Below are 23237 nucleotides of genomic sequence, written 5' to 3' on the forward strand. Positions count from 1 at the left end.
CGTCCGTCAGGGCGGGCCCAGCACGCCGGTCACGATGGTGACCGTGCCGTTGCGGGCGAGCGAGGATCCGGCCTTCGGCTGCTGATCGACGATGCGCCCGACATTGCCGGCGTCGAAGGTGCCCTGCGTGGTCTGCACGATCTGACCCGCCCCGCCGGACCAGCCGGCCGAGCGCAGCCGGTCGACCGCCTGCGACGGCGTCATCCCGACCAGGCTCGGCATCTGGATCTGGTCGTTGGACACCTGGACGGTGATGGTGGACCCGCGGTCGGCCATCGAACCGCCCGACGGATCGGTGGAGATCACCTCGCCGCCCGGCTTGGACGATGTCACCTTCTGGATGACGACCTTGAATCCGGCGCTCTGCGCGAGGTTCGGCTCGGCCACGTCGATCGGCTGGCCGACCACGTCGGGGACGCGGACCTGCTCCGGGCCCTTGCCCAGGACGATCTTGACGGAGCTGCCGGTATCGATCCGCTGGCCGCCGCTCGGCTCCGTCCGGATGACCTTGTCCTTGTCCTCGGTGCTGGACCAGTCGCGCTGAATATCGCTGTCCAGCACCAGACCCGAGGCCTTGAGCTGCTGCTCGGCCTGCTGCTGGGTCAGCTGCTCCAGCTTCGGGATCGCGACCAGCTGCGGGCCCGTGGACACCAGCAGGGTGATGGTGCTGCCCTTGGGCGCGCTGGAACCGCCGAGCGGCTGGGTGGCGATCACGTTGCCGACGGCCACCTTGCTGTCGGCCTTGTCCTGGGTGGCCACGGCGAAGCCGGCCTTCTGCAGATCGCCCTTCGCCTGCTCGACCGGTTTGTTCGACAGGTCGGGCACCGCGATCTGGTCCGGATTGCTGCCGGGACCGATCAGGAACCAGAACAGCGCGAAGAGCGCCGCGAGGGCGGCCACCGCGCCGCCGGCGATCAGGGCGATGCGGCGCGGGTCGCGGGGTTCGGGTTCCGGATCGTCGACGTCGTCGCGCTCCACCGTGCGGTAGGTGCGCGGGGCCGGATCCATGCTGCCGAGGATGGTGGTGCGGTCCTCGTCGGTCATGACCATCGGCGCGTGCGGCTTCTGCCCGCCGAGTACCCGGATCAGATCGGCGCGCATCTCCGCGGCGGTCTGGTAGCGGTTGGCCGGATTCTTGGCCATCGCCTTGAGGATCACCGAATCGAGTTCGCGCGGCACACCCGGATTGACCAGCGACGGCAGCCGCGGATCCTCCCGCACGTGCTGATAGGCCACCGCGACCGGCGAATCGCCCGTGAAAGGCGGTTCGCCCGTGAGGATCTCGAACAGGACGCAGCCGACGGAGTACACGTCGGAGCGCGCGTCGACCGTCTCGCCGCGGGCCTGTTCGGGCGAGAGGTATTGCGCGGTACCGATCACCGCGGCGGTCTGGGTCATCGGATTCGAGCTGTCGGCGATCGCGCGGGCGATGCCGAAGTCCATGACCTTCACCGCGCCCTGGCGGTTGATCATGATGTTGGCCGGCTTCATGTCGCGATGCACGATGCCGTTCTTGTGGCTGAAATCCAGTGCGGCGCAGACGTCGGCGATGACCTCCATCGCGCGGCGCGGCGGCAGCGGACCCTTGCCGCGCACCATATCGCGCAGCGTGTCGCCGTCGACGTACTCCATCACGATGTAGGGCAGCGGCCCGCCGTCGACCTCGGCCTCGCCGGTGTCGTAGACCGCGACGATGGCCGGATGGTTCAGCGCGGCCGCGTTCTGCGCCTCGCGCTTGAAGCGCAGGTAGAAGGTGGGATCGCGGGCCAGGTCGGCGCGCAGCACCTTGATCGCGACGTCACGGCCGAGACGCTGATCCCGGGCCTTGTGGACTTCGGACATACCGCCGAATCCGATGATCTCGCCCAACTCGTAGCGAGAAGACAGATTCTTCGGGGTCGTCATGGCAGTCCTTGCGGTGCTGTGGGCAGGGAGCTACTGCTGTCGTCGGGATTCTGGTACCGGGTGGTGCCGTGGGTGCCGTGCGTTCCGTAGTTGCCGCCGTCGGCGCCCGGGATCGGGATGTCCAGCGACGGCAACGGTATGCGGCGGGTGGTCGTCGGCGCCGTGGTCGTCGCCCGCGGCCTCGTGGTGGTCGTGGGCGCCGGTGGCGTCGTGGTCGTCGTCGGCGGTTCCGTGGTGGTCGTCGGCGCCTCGGTCGTGGTGACCGGCGGCTCGTACCGGGTCGTCGTCGGCGGTTCCGAGTAGGTGGTCGTCGGCGGGGGCGGCGGCTGGACGACCGAGGTCGGCGTCTTCACCGGCGATACCGAGGACTCCGGCGGCTTACCGCTCAGCAGCACCCACGCGGCGATCGCGCCCAGCACCAGCGCACCGACGCCCAGTCCGGCGAGCGCCTTCTGGCCGTTGGTGAACCGCGGCTTGTCCTCGTCCGGCGGGAGCGCGCCCCGGCCGGCCATGGCGGCGGTGCCGCCCGCCTGCGCCCGGGTGGCCGGCGACGCGTAGCGCGTGGTGGCGTCGTCGTACTCGCCGCGCGGCAGCACCGTGGTCGGACCGGGTGGCAGGACGCGCGCGCCCCCGGTCTGCGGTGCGGCGTTGCGCGGCGGCGGGGGCCGGCGCCCGGCCCGGACGGCGGCCACGGCGTCGGCGAATTCGCCGCCGCTGCTGTAGCGCCGCTCCGGCTCCTTGGCCATGGTGATCTCGATCAGCTCGCGCACGTTCGGCGGCAGATCGGACGGCATCGGCGGCGGGGCCTCGCGCACATGCTTCATCGCGACCGTGAGCGCGCCGTCGCCGCTGAACGGGCGGTGCCCGGACAGCGCCTCGTAGCCGACCACGCCGAGCGAGTACACGTCACTGGCCGAGGTGGCGTCCTCGCCGGTGGCCTGTTCGGGCGCGATGTACTGCGCGGTGCCCATGACCATTCCGGTCTTGGTCACCGGGGACGCGTCGACCGCCTTGGCGATGCCGAAGTCGGTGATCTTCACCTGGCCGGTCGGCGTGACCAGGATGTTGCCGGGTTTGACGTCGCGGTGCACCACGCCGGCCGCGTGTGCGACCTCGAGTGCCCGGCCGGTCTGTTCCAGCATGTCGAGGCCCTGGGCCACCGAGAGCCGGTTGAGCCGGTTCAGGACGGCGTTGAGCGGTTCGCCCTGCACGAGTTCCATGACCAGGTAGGCGGTTTCGCCGCCCTGCGGGTCGTAGGTCTCGCCGTAGTCGTAGATTCCGGCGATGCCGGGATGGTTGAGCTGCGCGGTCGTCTTGGCCTCGGTCCGGAACCGGTGCCGGAACGTCGGATCCGCGGAGAACTCCGCCTTCAGCACCTTCACCGCGACTCGTCGATCGAGCCGGGTGTCGAGCGCCTCCCATACCTGACCCATGCCACCGGTGGCGATCAGCCGTTGCAGTCGGTAGCGGTCCGCGATCATCGCGCCGTTTGTCAGCATTGCAGCCCCCGTAGGCTCTGTCTCGGTTCGCCTGAGCAGCAGGGCGCGGTCTGCGGGTCGTGACCGCTCTGGCGTACTAGCACGTTCATGTGGTCAGCCCCCCTGCAATCCGGCGTCGAGGACCGCCCGGGCGATGGGCGCGGCGACCGATCCGCCGGTCGCGGCCAGTGCCCGGTCCCCGCCGTTCTCCACGATGACCGCGATCGCGATCTTCGGATTCTGCGCTGGGGCGAAGGCCGTGTACCAGGCATGCGGCGGGGTGTTGCGCGGATCGTTGCCGTGTTCGGCCGTCCCGGTCTTGGACGCGATCTGGTACGGGCGTGGCTGGGTCCCTCCGGCGGTGTTCTTCTCGGACGCGATCATCAGGTTGGTCAGCTCCGTCGCCACCGGGGCGCTGATCGCCTGCCCGACCGAGACCGGTTTGGTCTTGGACAGCTCGCTCAGGTCGGGGCCCTGCAACTGGTCGACCAGGTGCGGATCCATGCGCACACCCCCGTTGGCGACGGTGGCCGCGATGACCGCGTCGTCGAGCGGGGTCAGCGCCACGTCGCGCTGGCCGATGCTGCTCTGCGCGAGGGACGGGTTGTCGGGAATGGTGCCGACCGTGCTGTCTGCCCACTGGATCGGTATACCCGCGTGCGCGCCGATACCGAACGCGGCCGCCTCGTCCTTCAGCTTCGCGGCGCCCACCTTCATCCCGATCTCGGCGAAGGCGGTGTTGCACGACAGCCGGAACGCGTCGTACATCGACGCCGTGGAACCGCCGCCGCAGGTCGACCCGTTGTAGTTCTCCAGCGTGGTGCTGGTGCCGGGCAGCGTGATGTTCGGCGCGGCGGTGAACTGGTCCTCGGGCTTGATACCCATCGACAGCGCGGCCGCGGTGGTGACGATCTTGAACGTCGAACCGGGCGGATAGGTCTGGGAGACAGCCCGATTGAGCATCGGCTGGCGCTCGTCGGCCGACAGCGACTCCCACGCCTGGGTGCTCTTGGCGCCGTCGTGGCCGGAGAGCTGGTTGGGGTCGTAGCTGGGCGTGGACACCATGGTCAGGATGCGGCCGGTGCTGGGCTCGACCGCCACCACCGATCCGGTGTAGCCCTTGGCGGTCAGCTGCTCGTAGGCGACCTGCTGCATCACCGGGTTGATCGTGGTGACCACGTTGCCGCCGCGGGGGTCGCGGCCGGAGATCATGTCGACCAGCCGCCGCCCGAACAGCGCGCTGTCGGACCCGTTGAGCACCGAATCCTCGGCGCGCTCGAGCCCGGTGCTGCCGTACTGCATCGAGTAGAAGCCGGTGACGGGGGCGTAGGCGGCCGGGTCGGTGGGGTAGGTGCGCAGGTACTTGTAGCGGTCGTCGGTGGCGATCGAACTCGCCAGGACGGCGCCCCCGCCGGAGATCTGGCCGCGCTGGCGGGAGTACTCGTCGAGCAGCACCCGCGAGTTGCGCGGATCGTTGCGCAGGCTGTCGGCCTTGATCACCTGGACGTAGGTGGCGTTGGCCAGGAGCGCGACGATCATGATCATCACGGCCATGGCGACGCGACGCAGGGGAGTGTTCACACCGCTTCTCCTTTCGACCGGATGAGTTCGGTTTGCGCGTCGGCGATCGGGGCCTGCTGTTCGCGGCGGCGGGCCGGGGCCGGCGACCGGGCGGCGTCGGAGATCTTCACCAGCAGGGCCAGCAGCGCGTAGTTGGCCAGCAGGGACGAACCGCCGTAGGAGACGAACGGGGTGGTGAGGCCGGTCAGCGGGATCAGCTTGGTGACGCCGCCGACCACTACGAACACCTGGACCGCGATGGTGAACGACAGCCCGGCGGCCAGCAGCTTGCCGAAGCTGTCGCGCACCGCGAGCGCCGTGCGCAGCCCGCGCACCACGAAGATCGCGAACAGCATCAGCACCGCGGCCAGGCCGATCAGCCCGAGTTCCTCGCCGATGGTGGCGACGATGAAGTCGGTCTTGGCGAAGGGCACCTGCGAGGGGCGCCCGCTGCCCAGCCCGGTGCCCGCCACGCCGCCGGTGGCGAGGCCGAACAGCGACTGCGAGATCTGGTAGCCGGTGTTGTTGTAGTCGTCGAAGGGGTGCAGCCAGGTCTCCACCCGGACCTGCACGTGCCCGAAGGCGTTGTAGGCGATGACGAATCCGAGCGCCAGCAGCAGCCCGCCGACGATCAGCCAGCCCACCCGCTCGGTGGCGATGTACAGCAGCGCCAGCACGGTCGCGAAGATCAGCAGCGAGGTGCCGAGGTCCTTCTCGAACACCAGCACGAGCAGGCACACCAGCCAGACGCCGATGATCGGGCCGAGGTCACGCGCCCGCGGCAGCTCCATGCCGAGCACGTGCCGCCCGGCGGCGGTGAACAGATCGCGCTTGGCCACCAGCACCGACGCGAAGAAGATGATCAGCAGGATCTTGCTGAATTCGCCCGGCTGCACGCTGAATCCGGGCAGCCGGATCCAGATCTTGGCGCCGTTGGTCTCGGAGAACGCGCTGGGCAGCAGCGCGGGGATGACCAGGGCGACGAGGCCGAGCAGCCCCAGGGTGTAGCTGTAGCGGGCGAGCGTGCGGTAGTCGCGCAGCAGCACCAGCAGCCCGACGAACAGCGCGATACCCAGCGCCGTCCACAGCACCTGGCTGTTGGCGTCGGGGGAGGGGATCGGCCAGGAGTTGTAGGCGGCGGTCTGCTCGTCGGCCAGATCGACGCGGTGGATCAGCACCAGCCCGATTCCGTTGAGCAGCGCGACGATCGGCAGCAGCAGGGGATCGGCGAACGGAGCGAAGCGGCGCACGGCCAGGTGCGCGACACCGAACAGGGCCAGATAGGCCACCCCGAGTTTGACCAGGTCCCAGGTCAGCACCTGATCCTGGCTCGCCTCCACCAGCACCAGCGCCAGGGTGGTGATCGCGGCCGCACCGGCCAGGAGCAACGCCTCGGCGTTGCGCCGGGTGCTCGGTGGCGGCGCGGGAGCGAAGCCGCCCGGAGGGCTGGGGAAGGCCCCAGCCGACGGCGGTGCCGGTGCGGACATCAGTCCGCCTTCCTGCAGTTCTCCCCCGGGGTCTGCGGCGTCGGCGCGGGGGTCGTCGGCGGGGCCGGCTGGTCCGTGTGTGCGGGAGCGTTGGTGGGATTGGCGCCGGTGTCGGCCGGGGGCGGCGGCGGTGCCGGGGCCGGGGGCGCGGGCTTCACGCACGGGGGCAGCAGCTCGGTGCTGGTGAGCTTCTCGAGCTGGCGGTGCGCGTCGGTGAAGGTGCCGGGCTGCAGGCCGTTGTTGACGACCTTGTCGCGGCCGGTCTCGCGGAGGTCGTCCACGCGCAGCTGCTTGCACCCGGTCGGGAAGCCGGCGCCGGGACGCATCAGGGTGAGTTTGTTGTCGCGGTCGACGCAGGACAGCTGATCCACCTCGCGGATCGAGTAGCCCAGCACCGACCCCGGCAGACCGCGCATGATCACCACGTTGCCGTTGTCGGCCCCGACGTAGTAATTGCTGCGAATCATCTTGTAGCCCACGACGAGTCCGACCACGACCGCGACGATCAGCGCCAGCGCGAGCACGATCCAGCGCAGCTTGTGACTCTTGCGGGGGGCGGGCGGCTCCGCGGCCACGGGTGCCCGGCGGGGCGCGGCCCTCGGCGGGCGCATCGCCGCGGCGCGACCGGCGGCGGTGTTGGGCGGCGGGGCATCCTCGTCCTCACCGGACGCGGCGCCGGCCACGATCGGGTGGCTCTGGCCGTAGTCCAGATCGATGACGTCGGCGACGACGACGGTCACGTTGTCCGGGCCACCGCTGCGCAGCGCCAGCTCGATGAGCCGGTCGGCCGCTTCGTCGGTATTGCCCTCGCGCAGCGTGTTGGCCATCGTCTCGTCGCTGACCACATCCGAAAGGCCGTCGGAGCACAGGAGATAGCGATCCCCGGCGCGGGCCTCCCGCATGGTCAGCGTGGGCTCGATCTCGTTGCCCGTCAGCGCCCGCATGATCAGTGACCGCTGCGGATGGGTGTGCGCCTGTTCGGGGGTGATGCGGCCCTCGTCCACCAGCGACTGCACGAAGGTGTCGTCGCGGGTGATCTGGGTGAGCTCACCGCCCCGGAGCATGTAGGCGCGCGAATCGCCGATGTGGGCCAGGCCGAGTTTCCTGCCCGCGAAGAGGATCGCGGTGAGGGTCGTGCCCATGCCGTCGAGTTCGGGCTCCTCCTCGACCTGGTCGGCGATGGCGGCATTACCGTCGCGCACGGCTCGGTCGAGTTTGCCGAGCAGGTCGTCGCCCGGCTCGTCGTCGTCCAGGTGTGCCAGGGCGGCAATCATCAACTGGGACGCGACTTCACCGGCCGCGTGTCCACCCATGCCGTCGGCTAGGGCGAGCAGGCGTGCTCCGGCGTAGACGGAATCCTCGTTGTTGGCCCGGACGAGACCACGGTCGCTGCGCGCTGCGTAGCGGAGAACAAGAGTCACGATCGCAGCTCGATCACTGTCTTACCGACACGGACAGGGGTACCGAGTGAAACCCGGACCGGGGTGGTGACCTTCGCTCGATCGAGGTAGGTCCCGTTGGTTGAGCCTAAGTCTTCCACGTACCAGTCCTCGCCGCGCGGCGAGAGCCGCGCATGCCTGGTCGACGCGTAGTCGTCGGTCAGAACGAGCGTGGAGTCGTCGGCACGGCCGATGAGCACCGGCTGCGTACCGAGCGTGATACGAGTGCCGGCGAGTGAACCTTGAGTCACCACTAGATATTTGGCGCCCTTCTGGCCACGGCTGAAGGATGGCAGCACCGCGGAACCACGCGGGGCCCGGGGCTGGATCCGGATGCCGGATGCCGCGTAGATATCGCTGCGCAGGGTGCGGAGCACCGCCCAGACGAACAGCCACAACAACAGCAGGAACCCCGCACGGGTCAGCTGCAGGATCAGTCCCTGCACGGCGCTCCACCTCCTGTTCGACCAATGCCGTTGGTACGGTTCGACCCCCAACCGGCGTGCTGGTCAGCACGGCCCGGCTGCCGACCGAATGGTGGCAGCATAATAGGACCGACGACCGGTTGCGATCACGATACGACCGAGGTTTCCCGCGTCACACCGTGACCTGCATCGGCGAGCTTACGGGATCAGACGATCCGGATCAGGATCTCGGAATGCCCGGCGCGGATCACATCGCCGTCGGCCAGTTGCCAATCCTGTACCGGCGAGCCGTTGACCAGCGTTCCGTTGGTCGATCCGAGGTCGGACAGCATCGCGACCTGGCCGTCCCAGCGGACCTCGATGTGGCGGCGCGAGACACCCGTATCCGGCAGGCGGAAATGCGCGTCCTGGCCGCGGCCGATGATGTTGCTGCCTTCTCGCAGCTGGTAGGTCCGGCCGCTGCCGTCGTCGAGCTGCAGGGTCGCCGAGAATCCGGAGCCGCCGCGCTGCTGGGGTTGCTGCGGCGCCGCGCCATACCCCTGCTGCTGCGGGGCGTATCCCGCGTCCGCGTACCCCTGCTGGCCGTAGCCGCCCTGCTCGTAGGCGCCCTGGTCGGCGTAGCCCTGCTCGTATCCGGCCGGGGCCTGCTGGCCGTAGCCCTGACCCGCGTAGCCCTGCTGGTCGTAGCCCGCCGGAGCCTGACCGTAGGCCTGCTGGCCGTAATCCTGGTTGGGGTACCCCTGCTGGCCGTACCCCTGGTCGTACCCCTGATCGGCGTACCCCTGGTCGTACCCGCCCTGCTGGCCGTAGCCCTGGTCCGCGTACCCCTGCTGGGCGTAGCCGCCCTGCTCGTATCCGGCCTGCTGGCCGTAGGCCGGATCGGCGTAGCCCGGCTGGCCGTAACCCGCGCCACCCTGCTGATAGTCGTAGCCGTTCTGATAGTCGGCGCCCTGATAGTCGCCGTAGGCCTGCTGCGACTCGGGGGCGGCGTAATCGCTGGCCGCGGGGTACTGCCCGCCGCGGCCGTAGTCGTAGCTCCCCGGACCGGGGCGGCCACCGGGCGGCGCGTACCCGCGGTTGCGTGGATCGGACTCCGCGGGCTCACGGCTGGGGTCGTAGCCTGAGTTCTGCGTCATGGGGCCAGCTCCTGGTTGCGGGTGTGCGGTTCGTTGTGCGGGTTGTCCAGGCCGGTCGGGCGGCCGCCGGTCCGGCGAGTTCCGGCGGCTCACGTCCGGGTCGACCCGGCCGCGAGTTCTGAACTGCCCGGTGTGCAGCGTAGGGGATGCCTGGAATTCGACGTGCACTTCGCCGTAGGTCTGCCAACCCTGCTCACGGATGTAGTCCTGCAGATGCCGGGCGAACGCACGGCTCGTGAGTTCGTGGTCCGCGGCGAGTTCTTGCAGGTCCGAGGTGTTGATGGTGATCACGTAGCTGTTGGGAGCCAGCAGGTGCCCACCGTCGAGTTCGGAGACCCGATCGGTGGCCTCGCGCTGTAGCGCCGCCTCCACCTCCTGCGGTACGACACTGCCACCGAAGACCCGAGCGAAGGCGTCACCGACAGCACCCTGTAGTCGGCGCTCGAAGCGTGACACGATCCCCATCCCGGCCCTCCCTTCGGTGCGCGCCTGTTCCTGTTCCTTCTCGCATAGTGCCCGACTGTCACCAATCCGCGACACGCCAATAGGGCGTGTCGTCGGACGGACACGGTCCTTGCATGATATCCACGATCGTCCATACCTGTAACTCTCGGCGGTCCCGGGAAGTTCCCATCCGGCAATCGATGGGCTACAGGGTGGGTGACCAGGCGATTTCATATCGCGTAACGGTGCGTGATAACGTTTTCGAGTCGCTCGGGCGAGTGGCGGAATGGCAGACGCGCTGGCTTCAGGTGCCAGTGTCCTTCGGGACGTGGGGGTTCAAGTCCCCCTTCGCCCACCACAGGCCGAGGGCCCGGATCCCACGATCCGGGCCCTCGGTCTTTGTGTATGGTCACAGACTTTCCGTGTACCCGATCTCACAGTGTGTACGGGAAATCACAGCGCACCTCCGCCGGCGGTATCCGGGACGCGCGGATTTCAGTCAACCGGGGTTTTCGATTCCGGCCGGCTCAGTTCTCCTGCGGCTGCGCCGAGAGGGGTATTCCCGTGTGATAGAAGCGGATCAAGCGGCCGATGCGGACACAGTGGTCGGCGCAGCGCTCGTAGTGATGGACCAGCAGGGCCAGATCGACGGCCATCGCGCTGCCGTGCGCCCACGCCGGATCCGACACCATCTGGAGGACCTGGTGCTGGAGTTCGGAGAGGCGATCGTCGCCGACGATCGGATCCGGATCGGTCGAGGAGCCGTGCGCGGCGATGACACGGGTGGCGGACGCGGCGAAGTCGACGGCGATCTGCCCGATCCGGCCGAGCAGCGCCAGGATGTCCGGCGGCGCGACGGGCTCCGGATAGCGATGCACCACGCTGTCGGCGATGCGGCTGGTGAGCCATCCCATCCGGGACAGGTCGTCGGCGATCTGCATGGCGCTGACCACGTGCCGCAGGTCGCGGGCGACCGGCGCCTCCAGGGCGAGCAGGAGCACCGCCCGGTTCTCGCATGCGCCGTGCAGACTCTGTAACTGCTCATCGATGGCGAAGACCTCGTAGGCGGCAGTCAGATTGGCCTCGGCCACCGCGACGGCGGTGCGCTCGGTCGCCTCGTGTGCCAGCTCCGACAGGCGGGCCAGCTCACCGGTCAGGGCCGCGAGCTCGGAGGAGAATTTCGTCCGCACGGTGGCTATCTTCTCTGGTCGCCTCCGGACGTGCAGCCGTATGGCCCCTAAAGCCCTCGAGCGCCGGGCCCGGTAGGCGGCGTGTCGATCTCGGTGTGGCGGCCGTATTCCACGTCTCGGTCCGATGCCGGGGTGTGATCTTCGCCGCACTCGAGGGGTCGCTCAGGGGCGCGAGAGCCTACTACGGGAGGGTTGCGGGCGCAGCCGATCTAGATCGAAACCGCGATTACGGCCCGCGAAACTGGCTCGTATCCGTGGAATCTGCCTCAATACAAGATGTCCATCAAGCAATCTTCGGAAGTAACAGACCTTGAGTTTGTTTACCTTTCGGCAACTGAACAGTCACCCGCTGTCCTTCTCCTGAATACGCAGCTCGTGCCCTATGTGAGGGTGGTGCGGATCGCCCGTATCGCACCATCCGGCAAACGCTGAAAGGTGCCATTCGGACACAGCGGAAGCCGGGTAATCGGGCGAAGGGGAGGACCCGGGCCGGGTCCCGGCACCCGATCCGGGAACCGTCCGCGCGACGGACGCTGAAAATTAGCGAATCGACCCCAGCCACCCTGTCGGGGCATCGTTTTCGAGCTGTGACTTATACGCCCGGACAACGCGTCGCTGGTTGCGTAGCGATAACGATTGTGTAGAGTTGACGGTAACGCTGGCCGCAGCTGAGCCGGACTCGCTGCGGCCAGTGGATCTCAATTTTCCCGTCTAGATCATCATCGACGGACGCTCTCTCCGCAATCGGATTTTCCGACCTCAGTCCGTCGTGAGCCGATCGGTAGCTGCCGACTCCCGCACCGCGCGCCGCCCGGCGCCGAAGACGTACCCCAGGAAACAGATCTCCGCCGCCAGTCCGACGGCGATGCGCAGCGGCGCCGGCAGGCCGCTCGGCGTCACGAAACCCTCGATCAGGCCTGCCGCCAGCAGGACGACCACCAGCCCCAGCGCGATGGTCGCGGTCGCCCGGCCCTGCCGCGCCAGCGCCTGCCCGCGGCCGAGCCGGCCCGGATCGATCAGGGTCCAGCCGAGTTTCAGCCCCGCGCCACCGGCCAGGAAGACCGCGGTGAGTTCGAGCATGCCGTGCGGGAGGATGAATCCGAAGAACGAGTCCAGCCGCCCGGCGTCGGCCATCAGCCCGGCCGAGATCCCCAGATTCAGCGCGTTCATGAACAGCACGTACAGCGCGGGCAGGATCAACATCCCGGTGAACAGCGCCACCGCCGACACCCACGCGTTGTTGGTCCACACCTGCGCGGCGAACGCGTCGTGCGGATGTTCGGAGTAGTAGGTCTCGAAACGCCCGCCCGGTCCGGTCAGGACATCGGTGTTCTCCGGGAGGTCCAGGGCCCGGCGCGCATCGCCCGAACCGGACACCCAGACGCCGAGACCGGTCGATACGACCAGGAATATCGCCGATACACCCGCCCACCACGGCCACGCCCGGTACACCGCCGCGGGGAACCGGTGGGTGAAGAACAGCCCCACCTCCTGCCAGACGTCCGCCGTGGTGCCGAGCGCCCGGCCCCGGGCCCGCGCGAGCAGCGCGCTGAGCCCCGCGACCAGCTCCGGATCGGGCGACTGCGACTGCAACCGGGCCAGCTGCTGCGACGTGCGCCGGTACAGCTGCACCAGTTCGTCGGCCTCGGCGCCGGACAACCGGCGCTGCCGGGCCAGCTGATCGAGCCGATCCCACGATCGCCTGTGCGTATAGGCGTACGCATCCACGTCCATCGGTGCCCTCCCGTGGTCCCCGCAAAAGGCTAGTCTGTGTGCAGCATGGCCGTTTTCACTACCGGCGAGGCCGTCGCCCTGGACCTGCCGATCGCGCGCATCCCGACCCGGGCCGCGGCATTCCTTCTCGATGTGATGCTGCAACTGGTGGCCGGGTGGCTGATCATGCTCGCGCTGTCGGCGGCGCTGGTGTGGACCCGGCCCGATCCGGCGTGGTTCGACGTCGCCATGCTGGTCACCGTCGTCACCGTGCTGGCCGGATATCCGATCACCTGCGAGACGCTGCTGCGCGGCCGGACGGTCGGCAAGCTGGCGCTCGGGCTGCGCGTGGTGCGCGGCGACGGCGGCCCGATCGACTTCCGCCACGCCGTCACCCGCGGTCTCGCCGGGGCCATCGTCGACTTCTGGGCGCTGGGCGGATTCGGGGCCGTCGCGGTGGTCACCTCACTGTGCTCGCCGCGAGCCCGCCGGGTCGGCGACGTGCTCGCCGGCACCGTCGTCGTCCACGACCGCGTCCGCATGCCGATGCCCGCCCTGGCCGTCGCGCCGCCGTGGTTGCAGGGCTGGGTGCAGCGGGTGGAGCTGTCCGGTCTCACTGAAGAAGTGGCATTGCCGGTCCGGCAGTATCTGACGCGCTGCCGCACACTGACGCCGGAGGCGCAGCACCACCTCGGGGAAGCTCTGGTCACCGCCGTCTGCCGGCAGTTGCGGGTCCCGCCGCCGCCCGGGTACCCGCCGTTGCAGGTCCTCGGCGCGATCATCGCGGAACGCCAACGCCGCACGCTGGCATATCCGGCGGCCGCGCTCGGGCCCGCGCTCGTCCCGGCTCGGACGCGCTGGTAGCGCGCCCGGCGTCGGCGAGGCAGTCCGCCGAAGTCACATTCGCCCCGACCGTTTCAGCTCCAGATATTCGTCGGCCAGCGCCTCCGGCAACCGATCCGGCGCGGCCGCGACCACATCGACCCCCTTGCGGCGCAACGACTCCCGGGTCAGGGCCCGCTCGGCGAGCAGGGCCTCGGCGGCGGCCGCGGTGTGGATCTCGGTGAGGGTGCCGCGCCGCGCGGCGGCCGCCGCGACATCCGGATCGGTCACCGAGACGATCAGCACCCGGTGCCGCTGCGTGAGCACGGGCAGGACCGGCAGCAGATTCTCCGCCACCATGGCGCCGTCCAGGCTCGTGAACCACACCACCAGGCTGCGGCGGCGGGACCGCTGCACGACCGTGCGCACGAGTCCGGCGGTATCGGTGTCGACCAGCGTGGGAACGACGCCGGCCAGCGCGTGCATCAGCTTGGGCTGCAACCCTTTCCCGCCCGTGCCGTACACCTCGGCGCGCACCCGCCGGTCGTAGGCGAGCAGATCGACGGTATCGCCGGCCGCGGCCGCCAGCCCGCCCAGCAGCAGCGCGGCCTCGATGCTCACATCCAGCCGGGTGCCCGCGCCGATGCGCCCGGCGCTGAGCCGGCCGGTGTCGAGCACCAGCAGCAGCCGCCGGTGCCGCTCCGGGCGCCAGGTGCGCACCAGGACGTCGGCGGCGCGCGCGGTGGCCCGCCAGTCGATCGCGCGCACATCGTCTCCGGCGACGTACTCGCGGTAGGAGTCGAATTCGGAACCCTGCCCTCGGGCGTTGACCACCGCGCTGCCCTCGAGGAGGTGCAGTTCGGCGACCTTCGAGAGCAGGACGCCCTCGCTGCGGAACGGCGGCAGCGCGCGTACCCGGGCGGGCACGTCGCGGCGGAACTGCCTGCCCGCCAAGCCCATCGGGCCGAACAGGCGCACCGTCACCGGGCCCGCGACGCGATCGCCGCGGTAGGCCGGCCGCAGCGTGGTGCCCAGCCGGACCCTCGTATTCGGCGGCAGCCGGAGCGGATAGGCGCGCTCGGCGGCGCGGGCGCTGGCGGGCCAGTCGTCCCACAGCACGCCGCGCACCGGGCGCGGTCCGCGATTCAGCACGGTCAGCTCGACGGTCGCGGTGCGGTCGGTCCGCACGGTGGTGAGCGGGTCGCGGGACAGTTCGAGACCGTCGGCCCGGCCGACCGCCAGCAGATCGGCGCAGATCAGCACGATCAGCACGCCGGTCACGATCAGCACGCCCCACCAGGACGCCAGTGCGGCCGTGACGACCACCGCCGCCACCGCGGCGAGCGCGGCCGATCGACCCGTGACGACCATGGGCTACACCGGAACCGGTACCGACAGCAGCAGGGACGACAGCACGCCCTCGGCCGTCACGCCGTCCAGTTCCGCCTCCGGCCGCAGTTGCAGCCGGTGCCGCAGCACCGGAACCGCAACGGTTTTCACGTGGTCGGGGGTCACGAAGTCGCGCCCGGTGAGCCACGCGAACGCGCGCGCCGCGGCCAGGAGCGCGGTCGCGCCGCGGGTCGAGGCGCCGTGCCGCACCGCGGGGGTGGACCGGGTGGCCCGGCACAGGTCGACGATGTAGGCCAGGACCTCGGGCTTGACCTGAACCCCCGTGATCGCCACCCGCGCCGCCGCGATGTGGTCGGGACCGGCGACCGCGCGCAGGCCGGCCGCCGTCAGATCGCGCGGGTCGAAGCCCGCGGCATGCCGTTGCAGGACCCGGAATTCGTCGTCGCGGCCGGGAAGTTCGATATCGACCTTGAACAGGAACCGGTCGAGCTGGGCCTCGGGCAGCGGGTAGGTGCCCTCCTGTTCGATGGGGTTCTGCGTGGCCACCACCACGAACGGGTCCGGCAGCGGCTGCGGTTTGCCGTCGACGGAGACCTGGCGCTCCTCCATCGATTCCAGCAGTGCCGACTGGGTTTTCGGCGGGGTGCGGTTGATCTCGTCGGCCAGCAGCAGATTCGTGAACACCGGGCCGCGGCGGAAGGTGAACTCGGCCGAATGCGGGTCGTAGATCTGCGATCCGGTGACATCGCCGGGCATCAGGTCCGGCGTGAACTGGACCCGGGAGTGGTCGAGGTCCAGCGCGGTGGCGAGCGAGCGCACCAGCAGCGTCTTCGCCACGCCCGGAACGCCTTCCAGCAGTACGTGCCCGCGGCACAGCAGCGCCAGCACCAGGAACATCACGGCCTGGTCGTTGCCGACCACGGCCTTGCCGATCTCGGTGCGCAGGGCGCCGAACGCCTGCAGGGCCTCCTCGGCCGTCGGCGTGTGGTCGGTGTCCGCTGTCGTCATTCGATCTCCGTCATCCGATCTCCGATTCGATCCGGTCCAACTGCGCGGCAACCCGCCGCAGCGTGTCGTCGTCCGGCACGGGCCCGAACAGCGTGGCGCCCAAGTGTTCCCGGGGCGTGCCGGTGCGGACGGCGAGCGCGTCGACGAGTTGCTGCACGGGGGCGTCGGCGTGCACGCCCAGGCGCGGCCGGATCCGGCGCAGCGTCGCGGCGCGCAGCAGGGCGGCGACATGGTCGCGGTCGCCCGACTTCCGGTACAGCGCGGCCTGTCCGGCGAGCAGTTCGTTGGCCGCGACCTGCACCGGCCGCGGCTCGCCGACCAGGGCGCCGCGGCGGCGGGCCCGCCACCACACCACGAGTGCGCCGCAGAACAGCCATTGCAGGCCCCCGTAGGCCAGCCAGTCCGGTGTCCGCGCGAAGATCGAATCCGAGCCCTCGCCGAAATCCGGTGGGGGCGGGGAGTAGTCGCCGGGGTCCGGGGGTGGGAGGTTCGGATCCGGGGGTGGCGGCGCCGTCGGGGCGGTCGCCAGTTTCACCAGGACGTACGCGATCAGCGCCAGCGCGAGCACGGCGACCACGGCGGCCCAGAACTTCGGCTCCCGGATCAGTTGCGGCAGTGGCGGAATCCGCAGCGTCCGGCGGCGAGCGGGGGTGGCCTCCGCCGGTTCGGGCGGCGGCGGTGGGGCGAGGGAGAAGAGGTCGGCTCGTTCGAGGCGGCGGTACTCGTCCTCGGTGGCGGGCCGGCCGCCGTAGACGACCTCGTCGAAACTGCCTGCCGCGGCGGGCAGTTCGCTCGTCCGGTCGGGCAGCGCGGCGACCGCGGCGTCGGCGGTCTCCCGCGCGGTCCGCGAGCGCCGCACCTCGAGGACGCCGCCCTGTTCCAGGCCGCGCACGACCGCGCGGTAGCGCTCCCGCAGCGCGGTGTCGTAGTCGTTGCGGCCGGCCGCGGACTCCGCCGCGCCGCGGTGCTCACCGGCGGCGCCGAGTCCGGGGATCGGCGGGACGGGCGGTTCGCCGGTCATCCGGCCGCCGCCCGGTTCGCGTCGGGCGGGAGCGGAACGCGGATGTCCCAGCCGTCCCGGCGGCAGCGCCGGTCGACGTAGCTCACCACGTCGGCCGCCGCCTGCATCACCTCGGCGAGCAGCGCGACGAACAGGGCCGTGGCGGTCGCCAGGACGATCGTGGCCCAGCGGTGGGTGCCGGAGAACCCCGCGACGAACAGCGTGACACCGAGCAGCGGGACGACCAGGACCAGCAGCAGCGCGCGCAGGGCGAGCCACAGCCCCGCCAGTCGCCACTCCGCCCCGGCGGCAAGCGTTTTCGCCCGCGCGGCGGCCTGGCGGTAGGTGGCGGTCTCCTCGACCAGCACCGGGACGGTCAGGCAGCGCCGCGCGTGCAGCCAGCCGAGCCAGGCCAGGGCGGGCAGGATCGTGACGATCAGGACCGCGCCCAGCACCAGTACACCCATAGCGAGCGCGGTGGACACGATCCGGTAGCGCAGCACCGGCCCGGCCGTCGCGCCGAGGCGCCGCAACACCGAACGCCAGGTGACGGAGTCGCCGTGCACGCTCGCCGATCCGGCCGCGGCGGTGCAGCCGCGCGCGTACCAGCGCAGCAGCCAGGCGAATACCGCGGTGGAAAGCACCGCCGCCCAGGCGGTTCCGGCATCCGAGCCACCGGTCGCGGCCGAACCGGCGGCGGTGATCGCGGCCACCGCCCCCACGGCGATCAGGTAGGCGACACCCAGCAGCCCCGCAAGTACCCGCACGTGTGCCTGGAGCACCGCGAACGGCAGGTCCAGCGCCTCGCGGAAGGTCAGCGGCCGGATCGGCAACGCCTCGGCGGGTTCGGAGCCGTCGTAACGTCCGGCCTCGGCGGGCGCGGGCGCGCCGGACCGTGGCGACGGGCCGGCCCCCTCGGCCGCGGCGGACAACACGGGCACGAGTTTATCCGTGGCCACCCGTTGTGCGCGGTTTCCGGATTTGCCGGACCGCCGGACCACAAGCCTTCCCGCCGATGAGGCCCCGGTCGAGTGCGTCGCCGAATCGGACACGTGGGCGGTGATGTGCGGGGTCGGCGTTGCGAGGGGTCAGCGCCGCAGGAGGTGGGCGACGACGGCGCGGTAGCGGTCCGGATCGATCGGGGGGAGGCCGAGCAGGGCGCGCAGATAGACGCCGTCGCCGACCAGACGGATGATGTCGGCGCGGACCGGGTCGTCGATCTCGGTGTCGAGGCCCGCGCCGGGCGCGTCCATGACCTCGGCCAGGGCGCGCTGCACCTCGTCGTCCTGCTCGCCGGCCGGCGCGTCGACGGTGCGCATGGCCGCCACCATGGATCGGTAGAGCGCCAGTTCCAGCGCGTCGGAATCGCTGTCCGGACTCGGGGTCTGGAGATACCACTCGGCGACCGATCTGCCGTCCGCCACCGAATTCCGCAACTGCTCGTCCGCGCGTTCGCCGAGCCGGCGGACCAGCCCGGCCAGCAGCGCGTCCTTGCTCTTGAAGTGGTACAGCAGGCCGCCCTTGGAGACGCCGGCGGACGCGGCCACGCTCTCCAGCGTCACCTGGGACATGCCCTTGTCCAGCAGCAGCGTCTCGAGCGCGTCGAGGATTCGATCGCGGGTGGTGGTTGTCACGCCCGCAACTGTACCGTCCGGACGGTTATCTTTGGTACTGTACCGTCCGGACGGTTAGAACATCACGGAAGTAGAGAAGGACATGAACACCCCCGTCACCACCGCCCTCCCGCGCCGGGCCACCGCTCGCGACTGGGCCGGTCTCGGCGTTCTGGTGCTGGCCCTGCTGCTCATCTCCGTGGACGCGACCGTGCTCGACATCGCGGTCCCGGCGATCAGCGCCCACCTGGCCCCGACCACGCCGCAGCTGCTGTGGATCATCGACGTCTACTCGTTCGTGCTCGCGGGCCTGCTGGTCACGATGGGCACGCTCGGCGACCGCATCGGCCGTCGGCGGCTGCTGCTGATCGGCGCGGCCGGATTCGGTGTGGCCTCGGTGCTCGCCGCGTGGTCGGTGAATCCGGAGATGTTGATCGCGGCGCGCGTCCTGCAGGGCGTCGCCGGCGCCACCCTGATGCCGGCCACGCTGGGCCTGATCCGCTCGATGTTCACCAACGCGCGCCAGCGCACGACCGCGATCGCGGTGTGGAGTTCGGCGGCCACCGGCGGCGCGGCGCTCGGACCGCTACTGGGTGGCTGGCTGCTCGAGCACTTCTGGTGGGGTTCGGTATTCCTGATCAACCTGCCGGTGATGGCGGTGCTGGTCGCACTGGGTCCGCTGCTGGTGCCCGAATCGCGCGATCCGAATCCGGGCCGGTTCGACGTGATCAGCGCGGGGCTGTCGATGCTGGCGCTGGTGCCGATCGTCTACGCGGTCAAGGAGATCGCCGCGCACGGCGTGCGCCCGGCGATGCTGGGTGTCGCCGCCGCCGGTGTGCTCGCGGGCGCGCTGTTCGTGCGCCGGCAGCGCCGGCTGGCCGACCCGATGCTGGACCTGCGGCTGTTCGCGCTGCCGCGGTTCCGCACGGCGGTGCTCACCAGCCTGCTGGCGGTCTTCGCGCTGGCCGGGGTGCTGTTCTTCGGCTCGCAGTACCTGCAGTTGGTGCAGGGCCGCTCGCCGCTGGACGCCGGGCTGCGACTGCTGCCGGGCATGCTGGCCAGTATGGCCTCGGCGCTGGTCTCGGCCTGGCTGGTGCGGGTGTGGCAGCCGAGCAAAGTCCTCGGCGGCGCGCTGGTGGTGGCCGCGCTCGGCGCCGGGCTGTTCGCCTGGCTGAGTGCCGATCCGGCGGCCGGGACTGCGGCGTTCATCGTCGGGTTCCTGCTCGTCGGCGCGGGTGTCGGTGTGGCGCTGACGGTCTCGTCGGACCTGGTGGTCGGGTCCGCGCCGCCGGAACGCGCCGGTGCGGCCGCCGCGGTCTCGGAGACCGCGTACGAGGCGGGCGTCGCGCTCGGCGTCGCGGTCCTGGGCAGCGTGGTGATGGCGGTGTTCCGGCACGGCCTGGATGTCTCGCAGGTGCCCGGGTCGCAGGTGGGTGCTGCCCGCGAATCCCTGGGCAGCGCGGTGGACACCGCGAGCACTCTGCCGGACCAGGCCGCGGCCGCGCTGCTCGAGGCGGCCCGTGCGGCTTTCGTATCAGGTATCCACCTGGCCTCGATAGCCACTGCGGCAATCCTGTTGCTGGCGGCCTTGATCGCCTTCCGGACCAGGACTTCCCCGGTCCGGGCCGGAGCAGATCGGAGTGGCGCGGCCCCCGAGAAGGCATCTGCGGGTGAAGCGCGCTGATCTCGGGTGATTCCGCTCGCGTCGTGGCCGGGCGGAATCACCGCGCGTGGTCGTCCCGGTGCGGGTGGCCCACGCTACGAAAGCACTGCCAAAAAGGTTGGTACCAGCCGGTTTACATGTTCTACGTGAAACAATCGGCTCAGCCGTTGTCCGGGGCGGGCGGCAGTTGGCGCGGGCCGCGGTAGTCGAGTTCGCCGGTCGAACGCGCCGCGAGCGCTTCGTGCGGCTCCCGGGCGGTGAGTCCGTACTCGGACCTGCCCTGTGCCAGAGCCGCGTAGCGCGGATCGTTCGCGTGCTGCGGCGCGTCGACGACCTGGGACGCGACCTGCTCCGCGTACTGCGGCGAGCCCGGCGCGAGCTGTCCGTACGCCGAATCGTCCGAATGCACCGTGACCTTCCGGGTGCGGCGCAGGGTGAAGGTGATCTCCTGGGCCTCCTCGAAGGCCTGCCGGACGGTACGCAGCGGGTGCGTCGCGGTATCCACGGCGCTCGTCACGAACGACGGGACCAGCGGCCGGATCCACCGGGCCGCGGTATCGGTGAACGGCACCGTGCCGATCACCGGAAGTTCCAGCCCGCCACCCTTCTTCGCGACCGGCTGCGCTCCGGAGCCGACGGGGACGGGAACGTCCGCGGCAGCGGCCGGTGCGAGCGCGCTCGAAGTGCGCTGGGCGGGTAGGTTGCGCGGCGGTGTCACAGTCCCCTCCTGGGATCCGGGGTCGTGGCTTCCGGCCGCGGGCGCGGGCGGAAGCTCGGCGAGCGTCTCGAAATCGGAGACGGCCCGGCGGGCGGGCTCGGTGATACCGATCTCGATATTGCCGATGGCGGCGACGATGCGTTTGCGCTGCCGCTCGCGGTCGATGGCGGTGTCGGCGTGTGCGGCGAGGCGTGCGCCGGCCAATTCGCGGTCCGCGCGCAGGCTTTCGGCTTCGGCGCGGACCTCGGCCCGCTTGACCGCGATGGCGGCGGTGGCGTTCTGTTCGGCCCGGTCGGCGACCGCCCGCGCCGCGACGCGCCGGTCGAGCGACGTCTCACCGCGCCACCGGCGCAGCAGCAGCGGGAGCAGGGCCAGCGCCACGCCCACCACGATCGTGGCCAGCCGCAGCAGCAGCCCGCCGGCGTGGCCGGTGGTGTACTCGTTCATGGCGATCCAGCGTGCGCCGAGGCCGCGGTCGCCGGTGTCGAACGCATTCGCGCGGGCCCGGTCGAGCGCGCCGCGGCGGTCGGCGATCCGGTCGTCGAGGGGCTGGACCCGCGCCTGCGCGGCGGCCAGCCGGGTGCGGGCGTCGGCCAGCATGTCGTTGGCGGTCTGCGTTTCCGGGCCGCGGCCAGGTACGCCGGTGATCTTGGTCTGCGGGCACCCCGGCGTCGGGTTGTATTCGCAGCGGGCGATGACCAGGGCCTGATCGATATCGCCCTGGGCCTTGACGACGGCCTGGTCCAGGGCGGCGCGCTCGGCCGCCGCCTGCTCCAGATCGGTGCGGGCGGTGACCACCGCGGGCGCGGATTCGGCGTCGCGCCTGGTGTTTTCGTCCAGTACCCGGTGCACGGTGCCGCCGAGCAGGACGGTGCTCGCGAGTTCCGCGATCACCAGCCCGGCCAGCGCCGCCGCGACGAGCCGGCCGATCCACGGACCGCGGCCGCGCCCCGGCAGCGTGATCAACGCGCGCTCACCCACCGCGACCAGCGATACGGTGATCAGGGCCGCGATCACCACGATGCTCGCCGGCCAGTGCGCGGCCACCGTGGCCAGCGCGACCACCAGCCCGGAGAGCACCGCGAACAGGGCGACCGCGGCGCCGTCGACGGCGTAACCGGCGCGTTCGTGCCGGTCGGTGACTCTCGGGTCCCCGCCGCCGAGCCAGATCAGCAGGGCGGCCGGGCCGATGCGGGAGGGGCGAGCGGTAGCGCTGCGGCCGGTGGCCGTGGGAGACGCAGGGGTCACGGGGATCTCACATCCTCTAAGTCCCAGGCTATTTCGCGTGCTGCTCGAAATTGTCGCTCATTCGTGCCCTCAGCGTGACAGGCTGAGGCGCGTTCCACCGAGTACGCCCGCGGGGTTGTGGTCAGGCTCACAGATCATCCGCGGGTCCCGGCGACAGGAGGTTCCGATATGCGCTTCGCCGCGCTCGCGCTGGCCGTAGGGGTTTCGTTCGGGGTGACGTCCGCCGGAGTCCTGCCGCTGACCGCCGACCGGATCGTGCCGGTCGCCGCCGCGGAGGAGCCCGGCGCGCCCGCGTCCCTCGACCCGCTGGTGGACCTCGTGCTGGAGCGGCTGAACACCGCCGATGCGGTCGCGGCCGCCAAATGGGCCACCGCGACCCGCACCGGACAGCCGCCGGTGGTCGACGATCCGGCGCGCGAGGCGGAGGTCTACGACTCGATGGCGGCGGCGGGCGCGCGGCTCGGCGTGCCGCAGGAGTGGGTGCGCCAGGTCTTCTACGGCCAGATCGACGGCAACAAGATCGTGCAGCGCGGCCTCCAGGCCCGGTGGCGGATCGATCCGGCCGCGACGCCCGCCGAGACGCCCGATCTGGCCACGGTCCGGCCGGTGATCGACCGGGTGAACGGCGAGATCCTGCGGCAGCTGGCGGACCGGCGCGCCGACCTGTCCGGCCCGGCCTGCGCGCAGCGGGTCGCCGCGGCGGTTTTCCCGGTGTCGACCTCCGGCCGAGTCGATCCGCTGCACGCCGCGGCCCTGGTGCGCGCGGCCGCCGCACTGTGCCCGGCCCCGGTGTGAGAAACCACACCGAGATAGTTTGCTGGAGTTGTGCTGAAAGGCACATCGGAGAAAGAAAGCCGTACGGTCTGCACACGGCCGATACCCGCTGCCTGCGTGTCCGGAACGTCACTTCCCGGTGTCCGGAAAGTTAGCCGTCTTACATTCGGTTTGTCCGTACCGGACGCTGGGAATTCTTTGTTGATGCAGGTAAGAGGGCATCTTGCAGCGTACGTGCAGGATCGGCGAGCGATCGCGCACGGC

General features: G+C 70.7%; 18 protein-coding genes and 1 tRNA gene. 4 read left to right on the forward strand and 15 right to left on the reverse strand.

Features of this window, described 5'->3' with window-relative positions:
• Positions 1–6: 6 nt before the first annotated feature.
• From pknB to ON41_RS01435, 7 genes are all read right to left on the reverse strand, one after another.
• On the reverse strand, positions 7–1905 hold the full coding sequence (gene pknB / locus ON41_RS01405) for a Stk1 family PASTA domain-containing Ser/Thr kinase (RefSeq protein WP_040744273.1): 1899 nt from the start codon (positions 1903–1905) through the stop codon (positions 7–9).
• Positions 1902–3404, reverse strand: coding sequence for a protein kinase domain-containing protein (locus tag ON41_RS01410; protein ID WP_040744274.1), 1503 nt, complete (start codon positions 3402–3404; stop codon positions 1902–1904). The genes pknB and ON41_RS01410 overlap by 4 nt, the downstream gene beginning before the upstream one ends.
• Positions 3405–3497: 93 nt before the next feature.
• The gene (locus ON41_RS01415; RefSeq protein WP_040744275.1) at positions 3498–4964 is read right to left on the reverse strand and encodes a peptidoglycan D,D-transpeptidase FtsI family protein; all 1467 of its coding nucleotides are present in this window, start codon (positions 4962–4964) and stop codon (positions 3498–3500) included.
• Positions 4961–6430 carry an FtsW/RodA/SpoVE family cell cycle protein gene (locus ON41_RS01420; protein WP_040744276.1) on the reverse strand — a complete coding sequence of 490 codons (1470 nt, stop codon included), beginning with the start codon at positions 6428–6430 and terminating at the stop codon, positions 4961–4963. Before ON41_RS01420 ends, ON41_RS01415 begins: the two co-directional genes overlap by 4 nt.
• Positions 6430–7851, reverse strand: coding sequence for a PP2C family protein-serine/threonine phosphatase (locus tag ON41_RS01425; RefSeq protein ID WP_040744278.1), 1422 nt, complete (start codon positions 7849–7851; stop codon positions 6430–6432). Before ON41_RS01425 ends, ON41_RS01420 begins: the two co-directional genes overlap by 1 nt.
• Positions 7848–8315 carry an FHA domain-containing protein FhaB/FipA gene (locus ON41_RS01430; RefSeq protein WP_040744280.1) on the reverse strand — a complete coding sequence of 156 codons (468 nt, stop codon included), beginning with the start codon at positions 8313–8315 and terminating at the stop codon, positions 7848–7850. Before ON41_RS01430 ends, ON41_RS01425 begins: the two co-directional genes overlap by 4 nt.
• A gap of 185 nt (positions 8316–8500) precedes the next feature.
• Positions 8501–9895: an FHA domain-containing protein gene (locus ON41_RS01435; protein WP_040744281.1), complete on the reverse strand. Its 1395-nt coding sequence runs from the start codon at positions 9893–9895 to the stop codon at positions 8501–8503.
• A gap of 251 nt (positions 9896–10146) precedes the next feature.
• Between ON41_RS01435 and ON41_RS01440 the strand changes: the two genes are divergently transcribed.
• A tRNA-Leu gene (locus ON41_RS01440) sits at positions 10147–10232 on the forward strand.
• A gap of 169 nt (positions 10233–10401) precedes the next feature.
• On the opposite strand, the gene ON41_RS01445 is transcribed toward ON41_RS01440, so the two are convergent.
• Positions 10402–11064 (reverse strand): phosphate signaling complex PhoU family protein, encoded by a 663-nt coding sequence (locus ON41_RS01445; RefSeq protein WP_040744283.1) that lies wholly within the window; start codon positions 11062–11064, stop codon positions 10402–10404.
• A 759-nt stretch (positions 11065–11823) separates the two neighbouring features.
• Entirely contained in the window at positions 11824–12798 is a 975-nt protein-coding gene (locus tag ON41_RS01450; RefSeq protein WP_040744284.1) for a stage II sporulation protein M, read from the reverse strand.
• Positions 12799–12843: 45 nt separating this feature from the next.
• On the opposite strand from ON41_RS01450, the gene ON41_RS01455 reads away from it, so the two are divergent.
• Positions 12844–13641, forward strand: coding sequence for an RDD family protein (locus ON41_RS01455; protein ID WP_040744559.1), 798 nt, complete (start codon positions 12844–12846; stop codon positions 13639–13641).
• Positions 13642–13674: 33 nt separating this feature from the next.
• Here the strand turns inward: ON41_RS01455 and ON41_RS01460 are convergent, their stop codons facing one another.
• From ON41_RS01460 to ON41_RS01480, 5 genes are all read right to left on the reverse strand, one after another.
• Entirely contained in the window at positions 13675–14970 is a 1296-nt protein-coding gene (locus ON41_RS01460; protein WP_040744286.1) for a DUF58 domain-containing protein, read from the reverse strand.
• A 3-nt stretch (positions 14971–14973) separates the two neighbouring features.
• Positions 14974–15957 carry an AAA family ATPase gene (locus tag ON41_RS01465; RefSeq protein WP_040744287.1) on the reverse strand — a complete coding sequence of 328 codons (984 nt, stop codon included), beginning with the start codon at positions 15955–15957 and terminating at the stop codon, positions 14974–14976.
• Between the two features lie 10 nt (positions 15958–15967).
• On the reverse strand, positions 15968–16978 hold the full coding sequence (locus tag ON41_RS01470; RefSeq protein ID WP_040744289.1) for a DUF4129 domain-containing protein: 1011 nt from the start codon (positions 16976–16978) through the stop codon (positions 15968–15970).
• Positions 16975–17898: a hypothetical protein gene (locus ON41_RS01475; protein ID WP_246829427.1), complete on the reverse strand. Its 924-nt coding sequence runs from the start codon at positions 17896–17898 to the stop codon at positions 16975–16977. Before ON41_RS01475 ends, ON41_RS01470 begins: the two co-directional genes overlap by 4 nt.
• 147 nt (positions 17899–18045) lie before the next feature.
• Positions 18046–18591: a TetR/AcrR family transcriptional regulator gene (locus ON41_RS01480; RefSeq protein WP_040744290.1), complete on the reverse strand. Its 546-nt coding sequence runs from the start codon at positions 18589–18591 to the stop codon at positions 18046–18048.
• Positions 18592–18673: 82 nt separating this feature from the next.
• On the opposite strand from ON41_RS01480, the gene ON41_RS01485 reads away from it, so the two are divergent.
• A complete protein-coding gene (locus tag ON41_RS01485) occupies positions 18674–20254 on the forward strand; it encodes an MFS transporter (protein ID WP_083905052.1) in 1581 nt (526 codons plus the stop codon).
• 139 nt (positions 20255–20393) lie between these two features.
• Here the strand turns inward: ON41_RS01485 and ON41_RS01490 are convergent, their stop codons facing one another.
• Positions 20394–22199, reverse strand: a complete 1806-nt coding sequence (locus tag ON41_RS01490) for a DUF4407 domain-containing protein (protein WP_246829428.1) — start codon at positions 22197–22199, stop codon at positions 20394–20396.
• Between the two features lie 168 nt (positions 22200–22367).
• Between ON41_RS01490 and aroQ the strand changes: the two genes are divergently transcribed.
• Positions 22368–22994, forward strand: coding sequence for a gamma subclass chorismate mutase AroQ (gene aroQ / locus ON41_RS01495; protein ID WP_040744292.1), 627 nt, complete (start codon positions 22368–22370; stop codon positions 22992–22994).
• Positions 22995–23237 lie beyond the last annotated feature (243 nt).

It is taken from the genome of Nocardia transvalensis NBRC 15921 (assembly GCF_000308875.1).
GTDB lineage: Bacteria > Actinomycetota > Actinomycetes > Mycobacteriales > Mycobacteriaceae > Nocardia > Nocardia transvalensis.

What these genes read in the sequence shown, in the direction of transcription:
- pknB (WP_040744273.1), bottom strand. Translation starts at nt 1,905, where the DNA reads ATGACGACCCCGAAGAATCTGTCTTCTCGCTACGAGTTGGGCGAGATC.
- ON41_RS01410 (WP_040744274.1), bottom strand. Translation starts at nt 3,404, where the DNA reads ATGCTGACAAACGGCGCGATGATCGCGGACCGCTACCGACTGCAACGG.
- ON41_RS01420 (WP_040744276.1), bottom strand. Translation starts at nt 6,430, where the DNA reads ATGTCCGCACCGGCACCGCCGTCGGCTGGGGCCTTCCCCAGCCCTCCG.
- ON41_RS01435 (WP_040744281.1), bottom strand. Translation starts at nt 9,895, where the DNA reads ATGGGGATCGTGTCACGCTTCGAGCGCCGACTACAGGGTGCTGTCGGT.
- ON41_RS01450 (WP_040744284.1), bottom strand. Translation starts at nt 12,798, where the DNA reads ATGGACGTGGATGCGTACGCCTATACGCACAGGCGATCGTGGGATCGG.
- ON41_RS01455 (WP_040744559.1), top strand. Translation starts at nt 12,844, where the DNA reads ATGGCCGTTTTCACTACCGGCGAGGCCGTCGCCCTGGACCTGCCGATC.
- ON41_RS01460 (WP_040744286.1), bottom strand. Translation starts at nt 14,970, where the DNA reads ATGGTCGTCACGGGTCGATCGGCCGCGCTCGCCGCGGTGGCGGCGGTG.
- ON41_RS01465 (WP_040744287.1), bottom strand. Translation starts at nt 15,957, where the DNA reads ATGACGACAGCGGACACCGACCACACGCCGACGGCCGAGGAGGCCCTG.
- ON41_RS01470 (WP_040744289.1), bottom strand. Translation starts at nt 16,978, where the DNA reads ATGACCGGCGAACCGCCCGTCCCGCCGATCCCCGGACTCGGCGCCGCC.
- ON41_RS01485 (WP_083905052.1), top strand. Translation starts at nt 18,674, where the DNA reads ATGAACACCCCCGTCACCACCGCCCTCCCGCGCCGGGCCACCGCTCGC.
- aroQ (WP_040744292.1), top strand. Translation starts at nt 22,368, where the DNA reads ATGCGCTTCGCCGCGCTCGCGCTGGCCGTAGGGGTTTCGTTCGGGGTG.